The 14116-nt window shown below is 41.0% G+C and carries 11 protein-coding genes; all 11 read left to right on the plus strand.

The genetic code is table 11. From position 1 onward, the window contains the following. Positions 1-44 precede the first annotated feature (44 nt). The 11 genes from L1271_RS06845 (at position 45) to L1271_RS06895 (ending at position 14077) form a co-directional block, all read left to right on the plus strand. Entirely contained in the window at positions 45-1301 is a 1257-nt protein-coding gene (locus L1271_RS06845) for a S41 family peptidase (protein ID WP_235367428.1), read from the plus strand. 261 nt (positions 1302-1562) lie between these two features. Continuing rightward, positions 1563-1946, plus strand: coding sequence for a response regulator (locus tag L1271_RS06850; RefSeq protein WP_010372856.1), 384 nt, complete (start codon positions 1563-1565; stop codon positions 1944-1946). Beyond that, positions 1943-2848 (plus strand): AAA family ATPase, encoded by a 906-nt coding sequence (locus L1271_RS06855; RefSeq protein ID WP_010604759.1) that lies wholly within the window; start codon positions 1943-1945, stop codon positions 2846-2848. The genes L1271_RS06850 and L1271_RS06855 overlap by 4 nt, the downstream gene beginning before the upstream one ends. Positions 2849-2862: 14 nt before the next feature. Continuing rightward, complete coding sequence (locus tag L1271_RS06860; RefSeq protein WP_233525238.1) at positions 2863-3792, plus strand: DUF58 domain-containing protein; 930 nt, start codon at positions 2863-2865, stop codon at positions 3790-3792. Continuing rightward, positions 3782-5725, plus strand: coding sequence for a transglutaminase family protein (locus tag L1271_RS06865; protein WP_235367429.1), 1944 nt, complete (start codon positions 3782-3784; stop codon positions 5723-5725). Before L1271_RS06860 ends, L1271_RS06865 begins: the two co-directional genes overlap by 11 nt. A 1-nt stretch (position 5726) precedes the next feature. Beyond that, the gene (locus tag L1271_RS06870; protein WP_010604756.1) at positions 5727-7055 is read left to right on the plus strand and encodes a Na+/H+ antiporter family protein; all 1329 of its coding nucleotides are present in this window, start codon (positions 5727-5729) and stop codon (positions 7053-7055) included. A gap of 149 nt (positions 7056-7204) precedes the next feature. Then, positions 7205-7804, plus strand: a complete 600-nt coding sequence (locus L1271_RS06875) for a response regulator (protein ID WP_010604755.1) — start codon at positions 7205-7207, stop codon at positions 7802-7804. Positions 7805-7806: 2 nt separating this feature from the next. Beyond that, positions 7807-9705 carry an EAL domain-containing response regulator gene (locus L1271_RS06880; RefSeq protein ID WP_010604754.1) on the plus strand — a complete coding sequence of 633 codons (1899 nt, stop codon included), beginning with the start codon at positions 7807-7809 and terminating at the stop codon, positions 9703-9705. After that, positions 9695-10834: a response regulator gene (locus tag L1271_RS06885; protein WP_010604753.1), complete on the plus strand. Its 1140-nt coding sequence runs from the start codon at positions 9695-9697 to the stop codon at positions 10832-10834. Before L1271_RS06880 ends, L1271_RS06885 begins: the two co-directional genes overlap by 11 nt. Then, positions 10806-11783 carry a response regulator gene (locus L1271_RS06890; RefSeq protein ID WP_045989674.1) on the plus strand — a complete coding sequence of 326 codons (978 nt, stop codon included), beginning with the start codon at positions 10806-10808 and terminating at the stop codon, positions 11781-11783. Before L1271_RS06885 ends, L1271_RS06890 begins: the two co-directional genes overlap by 29 nt. A 2-nt stretch (positions 11784-11785) precedes the next feature. Continuing rightward, positions 11786-14077, plus strand: a complete 2292-nt coding sequence (locus L1271_RS06895) for a sensor domain-containing diguanylate cyclase (RefSeq protein WP_102056799.1) — start codon at positions 11786-11788, stop codon at positions 14075-14077. Positions 14078-14116 lie beyond the last annotated feature (39 nt).

Raw genomic sequence — 14116 nt, forward strand, 5'->3', positions numbered from 1 at the left:
ATGAAATAACTGGGATTAAATAATAATAACAAGGACATAATAATATGAAACTAAATGCTTTTTTATGCTTCAGCTTCCTTTTAACAACAAATTTTTCTGCAAGTGCTGAGACTTTTAGCGCGTTAGATGCTTGGAAAGAACTCGATCATAACTTGCAAACCCATTACGCATATCTAGATGACTTTAAAGATTACCAGCAAACTCGGCAGCTATTTGAGAATAAGTTAAATAATTTAGATTCAAAGCAAGCCTTTATTGATTTAAGCCAAGCATATTTACGCCACTTTACAGATCCGCACCTCAATCTTGGTCCATTAAATGAAGAGGATTACAGTGTGTATCCAACAGGTGCTGATATGTATGTCGAGTTTAATGATAACAGCGCACTTATTATTGACGTAAAACGTAGCAGCGATGCAGACGTTAAAGGGATAAAACCCGGAGATAAAGTGACAAGGATAGATGGCAATACAATATCGCAAGCCATCCAAGACGTAATGCAGGTGCCATTGAGTCAATTAAATAAGGCTCAGAAGAGTTACGCACTGAATATTGCGTTAGGAGGAAAACGTTATCAAAAACGCGAAATTGAATTTCAACGGGATACAAAGCTAGCAACTGTCGAACTTGCCGCAAGTTATGATGCGATAAATGCGCTAGGTAATGGGCCTAAAGTATCCTACGAAAAAATAGATGAATTTGGTCATATTCGATTTAATAACGCTATGGGCAACGCCCAAACCGTTGATGAGTTTAAAGCTGCATTAAAGCTTTTAGGTGAAGTGAAAGGTTATATTATTGACCTTAGAAATACACCCAGCGGCGGGAATACTGGTGTCGCAGAACCCATACTTGGACATTTTACTGCTGCGCCAAGCGTGTATCAAAAGTACCGTACTCAAACGGGATCTGTACAATTCAACAAAGCAGAGTTAAAAGACGCGCTCACTAAACCAGCAAAGCAACAAATAAAGGTACCGTTTGTTGTACTTGCTGGGCGCTGGACTGGCAGTATTGGAGAAGGCATGACAATTGGCTTTGATGCTTTGGGTGCGGACGCAGTAATTGGCGCACCGATGGCTGATTTGCTTGGCGGCATCAAACGTCTCGTCCTTGATCAAAGTAACGCTTGGGTTGAAGTTGGGTTTGAACGCTTATATCACGTAAATGGTAGTTTTCGTGAAGACTTCGAACCAAATATAATTGTAGCTGGCGATATGGACAATAATGGTAGGGATGTAGCACTAGAAACAGCGGTGTCAGTTTTATATTCGAAAACGGATAAGCAGGTCAAAAATTAGTCCGTAAACATCCAGCGAAATTTTGATTGTACAAGAGAGTAAGTTAATCTCTCTTTTAATTCACTGCATTTAACATAACGTAAATTATAGGATATATAGTTTGTAGTAATTGTAGTGTTAAGAAAGCCAATTTAATCACCCTTAATATGTCCAATACTAGACGGTATCGGACATTAATAAAAAGTTTACTGTATTTTCTATTGAGCTATGGTTTCGCTTTTTATAGTATGTGGTTGAATTTGTAATTTGAAGTATCGACATATGGAATTTGTAAGACCGCTAGAACCAATCTTGATAATTGATGACGCTGTTGAGATCAGAGATTTTCTGACACAGATTTTGGAAAACTTAGGGTTTGAAGAAGTTTATGGTTGTGAAGACTTTGATTCCGCAAAGCCGCTACTAAAGCATAAACAACCCAGTGTTGTCTTTTTAGATATTGAGCTTCCCGATACAGATGGCACCGAAATTCTTTCCTACATCAACGAAAACTTTCCTGTGGCCCATGTCATCATGTGCTCTGGCCATAATAGTATGGAGAATGTTCAAAACACTTGGGAGCTTGGTGCTAAGGGCTTTATCGCTAAACCTTTCAATGCACATAAAGTGGATTCAGTTATGAAGCGTTTAGAGCTGGTTACATGAATGAAGAAATAAAGAAACTTACCGATGCGCTCTCTACCGTTATTTTAGAAAAGCCTGAACAAATAAAGCTCGCGATCTGCAGTCTTTTGTGTCGCGGCCATCTCCTTATTGAAGATTTACCAGGTATGGGTAAGACGACGCTATCTCATTCTCTTGCAGATGTGTTAGGTCTGACATATCGTCGCGTGCAATTTACTAGCGATCTACTCCCAGCTGATATTACCGGCACTTCTATTTTTAACCGTGAACATCAGTCTTTTGAATTCCATCCTGGTCCAATTTTCAGCCAAGTTTTACTGGCCGATGAAATCAACCGCGCAAGTCCAAAAACTCAAAGCGCGTTGTTGGAGTCCATGGAAGAACATCAAGTAACCATCGATGGCGTAAGCCATGAGCTCCCTAGCCCATTTTTTGTGATTGCAACGCAAAATCCTCAGCATCAATCTGGCACGCATCCACTGCCTGAGTCACAACTAGACCGCTTTTTTATGCGTATAAGCTTAGGATACCCCTCGGAAATGGCAGAAGCGCAGCTAATTAAATTAGCTGGGAAAGCGAGAAAACTGACTCAAGCACCACAAGTGATCGATGGTAAAACACTGTTAGCCTATCAACAAGTTGTGCCTAACATTGTGCTAAGTGACGCTATTATTGATTACATCCTTCGCTTAGTTAACTACACACGAAGCTCAGGTCAATTTAGCGATCCTTTGTCGCCAAGAGCTAGCATCGCACTTGCAGCCGCAAGTCGTGCATATGCGTTTATTAGTGGTCGAGATTTCGTCATACCCGATGATGTTCAAGCCGTTTTCACTTCAGTCTGTGCCCATCGACTTGGCGTTACCACGACTAATGAAGCAGAAGTTCAGACACAGGTCTTTCAAAACGTACCGGTACATTAAGCATGATTAACCGCTTGAAACGGAAAGTTAAGCAGCATATTTATCAACGACATCAACGCTCAGAAATACGGTTATCTCATAATAATATCTACATACTGCCATCTAAGGATGGCGGTTTTTTTATCGCTGTGGCTTTGCTTAATTTTGTATTGGGGATCAACTATCAAAATAATCTAATCCTTGCAGTGTCCTACATTATGGCTGTGATGATGATAGCCGCCCTATTTTTAGGTTTTTTCAACTTGAACAATACAAATGTCCGATATTTGGGAAGTAATGCTAATTTTAGCCCATATAGTTCATCTATTAGGCTCAGTATTTCATCTAGCACAGAGATCCAATCACTCAGACTTTCAAGTGAATACAACCAAACGGCTACCTATATTTCCAAAGTGAGTGATGAGAAAATTCTCGAGCTAAGTGCCCCTGAATTACCTCGTGGCGTATATGATACGGGGGTAATTAAAATCCTCAGCTACTTCCCATTTGGCCTTATTCGTACCTGGTCGTATATAAAACCAAACGATGCTTTCTACGTGTACCCTACTCCATTGCCCGTTGTAGACACAGAGTTTAGCTTCGGCAGTGCCTCGAATACTAGCCAAAGCATACAACAGAAAGAGCGTTCAGTTGAGTTCGACCATCTCTCGCAATATCAAAAAGGGATGAGTTTAAGCCGCGTTTCTTGGAAGCATTACGCCAAGACGGAACTGATGTTAATTAAACAGAATGCACCGGAGTCGGCCGATTTACACCGCATTATTTTCGATTATTCTAAACTTTCAGGCAGCAAAGAAGAACGTCTGAGTAAACTTTGTACTATGGTGCTTGACGCCGATAAGCAACAAACAAGTTATGCCCTGTTACTTCAACAAAACAGGATCCCGTTCGGTCAAGGTGAAACCCATAAACTATGTTGCTTGGAGGCATTAAGTGAATTCTAGCTTCCCAAAATGGTACTACAGCACGTCACTATTTTTATGGCTGCTGAGCATTATTCTTGTCGATGATTTTGGTATCGGCTTTGTCGGGTTATGTACCGTTTTAACACTATGGCAAGCATCGAGGTTGGTGACTAAACCAAGCGTGTTAAGCATTCGCTTTATCAACTTGGTCACTTTACTCGGCGCCATTGCAACGGCCTCATTAATAGGTATAAAAAACAGCGTGAATGTTTTTGTGGCTTTGATGTTGGTTGCATCGCTACTGAAACAAGTGCATGCCACGCAAGCTCGCCAATTTACACAAATATGTATTTTGAATTTCTTTACTTATCCGTGCTTATTTCTTTTTACACAAAGTATATTTGCAGCATTTCTTGTATTGATTTTGCTGGCTGTTAATTTAGCTATCATGCTTAATCTCGAGCAAAACCTAAGGTTCAAACCTGCGCTTAAGGTAAGTGCAAAGGGATTGGTATTGGTGCTGCCTGTAGCTACCTTATTAGTCGTTTTTTTACCAAAACTCCCGGCATTTTGGCAGTTACCTGCACCGCAGAATCAAGCAAAAACAGGATTATCTGAGAATGTAGATCCTTTCAATATCGCAAACTTATCCCAGTCCAGCGACTTGGTGTTTAGGGCGTCATTTGAGAACACTCAACAAACTGGACCTTTCTATTGGCGTGCAATTATTCATGATGAATTTGACGGACGGCAATGGAAAGTCTCTGAGTATCAAGGTACTAATATCAGAGCGTTGCCCAAAGAGCCGATCGGCGCAGCAACCATTATTGCGCAGCCAAGTCAACTTCCTTGGTTGTATGGCCTGTCATACTCTTATTCGAAAAACGCTAAGCTGAATAGTAACGTGTTTGGCACGGTCTATTTGAAAAACCTATCAGCAAAACCTGTCGAGTATCAAATCGATTTCACTGACTTTGAACCCCAAGACTCGTTAAGGCCTTGGTATTATAGGCGTAACACCGCATTACCTGACGGCATTAATCAACAGGCAAGGCAACTGGCGCGCGACTTGGACAGTCAATCGACAACAACGAGCCAATTCATTGAATTAATGAAGCGCTATTTTTTGCAAAATGGTTTCGTCTATACCTTAACACCAACTACAGCCCAATCGAGCGATAGGATTGATGACTTTCTATTTAGCTCGTTTAACGGTTTTTGTGGTCATTACGCCTCTGCTGCGGCTTTTCTACTGCGAAGCGCGGGTATCCCCGCTCGCTTAGTATCAGGCTATCTGGGCGGTGAAAAAAATGACAATCAAGGCTATTACAGCGTTTATCAATATGACGCACATGCTTGGGTTGAATATTTTACACCGGGAATTGGCTGGCAACGCTTAGACCCAACTGCCTGGATTGCCCCAGAACGCATGACAGGGAGTCTTTCTCAGTTAGAACAATTATCGAGCGAGTTTAAAAGTGGTTTGGGCTACAGCTTAATTGGGTTGTCTAATTGGCAATCTATTAATTGGTTGCGATTACAGCTCGAGGAGCTTGACTATCAGTGGACTCGCGTCGTCATTAATTTTGACAAAGAAAAGCAAGGCGCACTGTTTAAAGAGTGGTTTGGGAGTAATGGTCAATTTTGGGCTGGGATATTTTCCCTGTTTATGCTGCTTTTGCTCTCAATTGCGCTATTTTACCTTAGCAAGCAGCTTACTCGGCATAAACGCCCTATCGAACTTGTCTATTACAATGCTATAGTGTCCGATTTCAAAGAGCACCTAAGTGGCACTACGGCGAAACAACATATTGTTGAGTTATGTAAGTTATTTCCTGAGTTAGAAGCGTCGCTTTGGCAGTTTTATCAATTAATTGAAAAGTCACAGTATCAACAAAAACCACTTAATAAACTTGAGCTTGGTGAGTTGAAGAGGTTGTATAAATCAATAAAAAGAAAGGCAAGAAAATAGTATGAATGCTGTTATTTTGGGCGTCTTGCTCATGCTGGGGTTAACCCTCTTTAGAATAAATGTAATTGTCGCCATGACAGTTAGTGCAATAGCTGCGGGCTTAGTGGCCGGTTTAGATTTGAAGACAACCTTAAACGCCTTTAATGATGGGCTATCTGGCGGCGCAGAAATAGCTTTAAGCTATGCCATGTTAGGTGGGTTTGCAGTTGCTATTTCAAAGTCTGGCTTAACTCAAATCCTCGCGCAAAAGCTGCTCAAATTGGTTAATGCCAATGATAGCGAAGGTTCAACGTTTTTAAGCATGTTTATAATGGTCATCATCTTGGCTTGCTCGATTGCCTCGCAAAACCTTGTGCCTGTCCATATTGCGTTTATTCCGATCCTCATTCCACCGCTATTAGTCGTACTGAACAAGCTGACGATAGACCGCCGTGCGATTGCGTGTATTTTAACGTTTGGCTTAGCGACCAGTTATATGGTGTTGCCATATGGATTCGGTGGCATTTACCTTTACTCTATTTTGCATAAAAACCTTGTAGATAATGGTTTAGAATTGGTTAAGTTCGACGTGCCATACGCTATGGTGATCCCAGCGCTTGGTATGTTGATAGGACTGTTGGTTGCCGTTTTCATTACTTATCGTAAAAAGCGAGATTATGAAGTGAGTCAACAGCAAAGTACTCAGTCAAACACTGTACCTGAAGGCCAAGAAGCAACTAAAGTCATGATCGTCGGCGGTGCTGCGGTGCTGGCTTCTCTCATTGCACAAAATAACAGTGGCTCAATGATATTAGGTGGGCTCGTTGGCGTGATGATTTTTAGCCTCTTTGGCATTGTGAAATGGGAGCAAAACTCCGATGTTTTCAGTAAAGGTGTGGCAATGATGGCAATGATAGGTTTTATCATGATCTCTGCTCAAGGCTTTGCTTCTGTCATGAAAGCAACGGGCGATGTGGCAAGTTTAGTAGCAAGTTGTGCCGATTTTGTTGGCGATAATAAACCTCTTGCCGCTGCGATGATTTTGCTTGTTGGATTACTTATTACCATGGGAATTGGCAGTTCATTTTCAACCGTGCCAATCATTGCCACGCTATTTGTACCTTTGTCTCTAGAGGTTGGCTTTTCCGCTATGGCTACCGCCGCTTTGGTGGGAACCGCAGGTGCATTAGGCGACGCGGGCTCTCCTGCATCAGATTCCACACTTGGACCCACTTCTGGCTTAAATGCCGACGGCCAGCACGATCACATATGGGATTCCGTGGTGCCAACATTCATTCACTTCAACATCCCACTACTCTGCTTCGGCTGGATAGCCGCGATGGTGTTATAGGTTTATATATCCATGATGGTATCAAGGCTCCCCGCCTTGATACCTTTAGCTCACAAACATACTCTATTTTCTTTGTCTCTAATGTCGCTTTTGTCTTATTAGTTTTCTTGTGCTATACCAATAGGTAAGAGAATTAAAGCAATAAGACTATGCAAACACTTAAACCAAGCGAAATCGCCAGCTACTGTAACGTACACCAACGCAGTGTAAGTCGTTGGATTGCCAATGGCGAATTAAAAGGTCATAAGCTTCCTGGACGCGGTAACTACCGTGTCTTACTTGAAGACTTTTTATCCTTTTTAAACAAGCACAAAATCCCCCTTTCGCAAGACTTTATTAGCGACTATCAAATCGCAGAAAGTGGTCTACACTCTGATAAAGAACGGGATTTAGCTAAGGTGCTTATCATTGATGACGAGCCCCAATATAGAAAAGCGATAAGACGAGTGATAGGCAACGATTATTTGATACAAGAAGCTGGAGATGGCTTTATGGCAGGCATTGCCATCTCTGAGTTTAAACCAAGTTTAATCACGCTCGATCTTTCCATGCCGGGAATGGATGGCTTTCAAGTGATCTCATTTATCCGCGAAAAAGAAGAATTTAAAGCGATTAAGATTTTGGTGATCTCTGCGTTAAATGATGTAGAACTTGAAAAGGCCAAAGCGATGGGCGCCAACGATGCCCTTTCTAAACCGTTTGATAACTCTATTCTGTTAGAAAAAATTAATGCGCTAATCCAGGGGTAGCTATGAATGCACCTATCATGTTGGTTGATGATGAAATTGATATTCTAAAGTCGCTTAAGCGCACTCTGCGTTTACAGCATTATGAAGTGGTATATACCGATGACCCAAGACAAGCGCTCGGTTTAATACAAGAGCACAAACCGCATGTGCTTATTACTGATTTCAGAATGCCCAACATGAATGGCCAAGAGCTTATCCAAGAAGTGAAAAAGCATGATCCCAGTATTGAATGCATCGTGCTCAGTGGGCAAGCTGATTATGACGATATGAAGTCGCTGATCAACGCGAATAACACCTTTAAGTTTTTATCCAAGCCTTGGAATAACGAAGAACTGTACACTACGATAGAAGCGGCACTCACAAACCATCACAAAAACGAATTAAAAACCCAGATATTGCGTAACAATAATGCACCTTTAGTCGAAGTTAATACCATAGGTAATGTCATTGACTGTAATTACGCTTACACGGAATTAGTGTTGAACGAGGTCAATAAAGGCAACTTCTTTCAACTGTTTAATTTTGAAAGTGATAAATGCCTTGATGATTTTACTGAACGCAGAATTGCAACATTAAAAAGCTCTGGGGTGTTATGTCAAGTTGAGCTCAAGCTAAAAACAGAATCCAGCTACCTACTTATCATTAAACCCCTCTCCAGCGAGCAGGATAAATATCCTAACTTTTATCAGAGCAAATTGGGCTTTCTCGAACATATCAATCGCACCGATAACTCTGTCATGATCTGCCTGAAAATTCGAGACTTGTTGGTTAAGAATATTATTTCTAATACCCCAATATATTCAGATACGTTTAAAAAAATCATAGATCATGCTCTACTGAGCGAAGCGACTCATTTTTCGATGCTTGAAATCAGCTTTGACCAAGCTATTTTCTGGCTAGATTCAGTACAAAGTGAAATTGAGGTACACAAATTTTTAGATGAGTTAATCAACTCAATTAAACAATTTTTCATTCGCAAAAATATCCAAATCAAGTTCTCTGTCTCGTACACCATGATTGAGCCTGAGCAACCACTATCGGAAGCAATAGACAGCTTAGTTATCTATACCCAATTTGTTTGTGAGTCTCGCACTGACTTCTATATGCGTTATTCGCAATCACTGCTTTCAGAAAAGCTAAACGAGCATAAAGTCTCTGAGGCATTATTTAACGCCGTTGATAATGATGAGTTTTATCTAAGGTTCCAGCCTAAGCTTAATTTAAATGAACATTCAATCAATAGTTGCGAAGTGTTAATTCGCTGGAAGAACACCCAGTTTGGCGCTAACTCACCAGATTATTTTATTCCGTTGGCAGAAAAAGACGGACAAATAGTCAAAATAGGAACTTGGGTACTTGAGCAGGCGTGTATCGCACTGTGCGAATGGCAAAAGGAAGAACTTGAGATCCAAAAAGTTGCAGTGAATGTTTCACCTTATCAACTTTCCGATCCCTGCTTTGTACAAACCATGTATTCGATTATTGAAAGGTATTCGCTCAAACCCGAGCAATTCGAGTTAGAAATCACCGAGAACTTTGTTTTAGAAAATCTCGAGCAAGCTAAAACTAAATTACTACAATTAAAAGAAATCGGATTCTCCATTGCCATCGATGACTTCGGTACGGGATATTCCTCACTGGGCTATATTTCAAAATTGCCAGTGGATGTTATCAAAATTGACAAAAGCCTGATTGAAAATATCGACAGTTCAAAATCAGCTCGAGATCTTGTCCAAAATGTTATTCGATTAGTTCACGACCTTGAATTAAAAGTTGTCGCTGAAGGTATAGAAACCGTGGAACAGCTTGAAATTCTAGAACAGTTAAAATGCGATGAAGTACAAGGATATCTCATCGGAAAACCTGTTTTGCTTGAGGAGTTTACTCACTATGTCTATTAAAAGCCAAGTGCCACGGATTGTGCTCGTTGATGACGATGAGTTAATGTTGAAGTCGCTCCACCGCCACTTCAAAATCAGCATGGAAGGCGCTGAGATACTGACCTTTTCATCACCTAAACAATTCATAGAATCCCTAGATACGTTAGCGAGCATAGACATCTTTGTGAGTGACTACCTTATGCCATCGATTAACGGTGTTGAATTAATCAATATCGTTAGACGCCGTTATCCGCAAGTCCTCACCGTGTTATTAACGGGCGATACCACGGGCAAGGTACTGTGCAAATCTTCAATTTCTGCGACCTTTATCATCGCTAAGCCATTTCGAAGAGAAGAATTCGATGAGGTTATCACCGCTTTTTATCGACTCAATGAGCTGCCTTTAAGAGAAGCAATAAAGCGTGCGTTAAATGAAACTTTCATTGAAAACGAATTGCCTATCTTGCTAAGTAAAATTGAAGACATTGATTTAGATTTTCATAAGCTTGAAGCGATGCTAGAACAAGAGGTGCTCATTCAAGCTAAATTATTCCACCTGTGTAACAGTGCTTATGTGGGATTATCGACGAAGCAATACTCCCTCTCTACCGCGATTAAGACGCTCGGTGTAGATTTAGTGTCTGCAATTATTGTCTCTGTGTGTTATCACAATATGGTCGCAGCCAGATATGATATCGCGAACTGTGAGCAGTTAAGCGATATTAACTTTAAAAAGGTCAAGTTACTTAAGGAATTGGTACACAAGCTACATGACGCATCAATTGACTCTGAGCGTGTTGTTTTTCTTCAATCCTTATTATTTCTAGGTGAGCTCGGCTCAGAAATAGCTCAGCTTATTACCGAAAGTCAATGTCATTCCCCACAGAGTTGCTATATCGAGAAATTACACATCGCCCTTTATACAGCCACGTTAATTGGCTACGAGTCAGCCATCACAGATCAATTGTATGCACTCATTAATGCCCTAGAAACGGCTAGCTCAGATTGCAATGCCACTAAGCTATTGTTGCTTATAGACACTATCACCAATAAAGAAGTCAATCAGACGGTGATCAACACCTTTTTTGATCAAAAGAGCCAAGATTGGTTGGAGCTTTTCTATGAACTCAGAAGCAAATACTTTAGTTAGTTACAAAGTACTGATATTAGACGATGAAACGTCAATACTTAAGGCGTTAAAACGAGTCATACGGCTGCCTTCGGTAGAGGTTGTCAGTTTTGATAATCCTTTTGAAGCTCTTGAGTACATAGACACGCACCCCGTTCAGGTTATTATCTCTGATTTTAGAATGCCGCTAATGAATGGTGGAGATTTTCTAAAACGAGCCAAAAAAATAAACCCTGGTGCAATTGGCCTAATTCTTAGCGGTTATACCGACTCCGATATGCTTATTGATATGATTAATAGCAAGGTTGCGCATAAGTTTTTATGTAAACCATGGGAGAACGACAAATTACTCGAAGAAGTTAATGCAGCAATAGACGTATACAATAATAATTATTTTAAAACGGTTTTACAGGAACAACTAAAAAAGCGTGATTGCCCACGGGTATTAATCAATAATGAAGGCCAAGTTGTCGAGCATAATCTCAGCAAAGACATAGAATCTCAGATACTTGCAGAGTTCTCGGCATGCTTTAGTGGTAATGGCATCTACCACACTCCTCTTGGTGTTTTAAGATGTGAGATCCGCAGCAATCCAAAAGACGAAGAGTTCTATCTGATCACCATAGAAAAAGTCGAAGTAACAGACGAAATTAACGTCTATGAAGTTATCACCGAACTGCTATTATGTTACTCGATAAACCCCGTTCTCACTTACTATGCGTTGCCAACTTGCGAACTCACCACACCGAAATTGGCAGCTGCGGCGCAAGAAGTTTTCAGAAACTATAAAATATTACCGTCACCGACCCATAACTATCTATTCGTACTGGATAACATTGAGCAATCCTTACTGCCAAGAAAGCAGATAGAGCTAGAAATTCAGTTGGAAAAGTTACTCGATACCGCACTACCTCACGAGATACAAAGTAACACCACTCAACTTGCTGCATTTTTAAATAATGGAGAGTAGGCGTGGATACTTTTGCAAAAGTTGAATTAACACAAGATTTAGTCGAATCAAGCTTTCCGCTCGCCGACCTCAATACGCTACTTACCTCCCTATCTGATTATTTTGAGGTACCAATAACTTTAGTCACTGTAATCGAAGGGCAATGGCAACATCTGATCGCCAGACATGGGATCCTAGCCGATAGGACACCGGAGCAAGATGCTTTTTGTAAGAGCTTAATCAAACATAACAGGTCTTTGCTTGTTCCAGATACCGCCTTGGATGAAAATTATGCCAATAACCCGCTCGTGACTGGCGAGCCCTACATTCGCTCATACTTGGGTGTACCTTTTAGACTCGACGGCAAGCCAATCGGTGGCGTATGTTTAATCGATACCAAACCGAAAAACTATGCCGAGCGAGATGTTCATTTACTCGAGACGATCAGCGGTCTTATCACCAATATTTTAGAGCTACAAAAAAACTATTCGTTATACCTCGAAGATCAAGAGTTAATCCGCTTTTCACCAATCGTGTTAATTAAGTGGAAGTACAATAATGGGCTGCGCATTCGTACGGTTTCTCCGAATATTGAGCGCGTGATTGGTATTGACGCTTTTCACTTATGCTCCGGGGAATTGCATTTTGAAGACTTACTCACCGAGCCAAGTGTTGAGAAATTTCATTTTAACTTACAAAACCACTTGGATGGTTTAGAAGCGTCTGAAATTTTGCTAGAGATGGCATTAGACTCAAAACAGATCTGGATCCGTATGATCACCGTGGCGCACTTTAACCACGACGGCAGAATGACAAGCATTCAGGCTTTTATTACCGAAAATACTGCGCAAAAGTACACCGAAGACAAACTCAATGAGACGAACCGACAGATGCGCCTATTGTTAGAAGCCTCGGAGCTAGGTACATGGGATTGGAATATTCCAGCAGATATCAATAAAGTTAATAAAAAGTGGTGTGATATGCTTGGAATTGAATTTGAATACGTTGAGACCAGTGTTAATTACTTCCGCCAACTTATTCATCCAGCCGATCGTAGTCACGTAGAAAGAGACCTAGCCAAACACCTACAAGGGTTAACCGATGCCTACACCACGTCCTATAGAATGAAACATGCCGATGGCCACTGGGTGTGGATAGAAACCTATGGCAAAGTGGTTGAACGCGATAATAGTGGCAGAGCACTGCGCCTTGCTGGTACTCACCGGGATATTACCTACCGGATGGAAGCACAGTTGCAAGAGCGAAAGCAAAAGCAATTACTGTCTTTTATCAGTAAAGCACAGTCAGCCTATTTAAAAACAGGTGATCTGTCTAAATCATGCCGTGAAATTCTAGAAGAGCTCATCGACATTGCGGATAGCCAATTTGCGCTGATCGGCGAGCTTGAGCATACCGCCGGTGTACCAAGGCTCTTTATTCATGCCATTTCAGAAATGCAGTGGAATGATTTAAGCTCTCAATTGGTACAGAGATATTATGATAACGATCTCTATTTTACTGATTTTAATAATCTGTTTGGATCAGTGATCCTGACGGGAAAAACCGTCATTAGTAATGAACGAGGCAAGCACCCTGCGTCGAAAGGCACGCCAAAAGGACACCCAAGGATCTCTAAGTTTTTAGGGCTGCCGATAAAGCTCAATGGCGAATTGGTCGGTATGATAGGACTTGCGAATAAGTTTTTTGACTATACCGAAGAAGATGCAAAATTCTTACAACCACTGGTCGATTCTCTAGCGGGTTTATACTATGCGGTTAAACTCGATAAAGAGCGCCAAGAAGCAGAAAACAAACTGCTTGAACTTGCAATGACCGACACCTTATCAGGCCTGCCCAACCGACGTGCCTTTATGGAAAAAGCCGCCGAAGTTGGTGAGATATCCTTCCCCTATTTAATTGGTATGGTAGATATCGATAACTTTAAGTCTATTAATGATACCTACGGTCATGATGCTGGTGACAAAGCTATTAAACTGATTGCTTACACCATAAAGGATGCGCTACGCAGTGATGATTTTACCGCGCGAATGGGAGGTGAGGAGTTTGCATTTGTGTTACTTGATGCCACACATGGATCATCTAGCGCACTGATCGAGACCATCAGAGAATCCATATCTAACTTGGAAATTACACTGTCAGAAAAAGAGAAAATACATCTCACGGTCAGCATTGGTGTAAAAGCGGTACTTCCCGAGATGGAAAAAATGTCTATTACAGGACATTTAAATGATGCTGATAAAGCTTTGTATGAGGCTAAACATACTGGCAAAAATAAAGTAGTTTGGTTCGAATAACAAAATATTTCATATTGCTTGATATACTTTAATTTCGCG

It is taken from the genome of Pseudoalteromonas sp. OF5H-5 (genome assembly GCF_021530695.1).
In the GTDB taxonomy this organism is placed as follows: domain Bacteria; phylum Pseudomonadota; class Gammaproteobacteria; order Enterobacterales; family Alteromonadaceae; genus Pseudoalteromonas.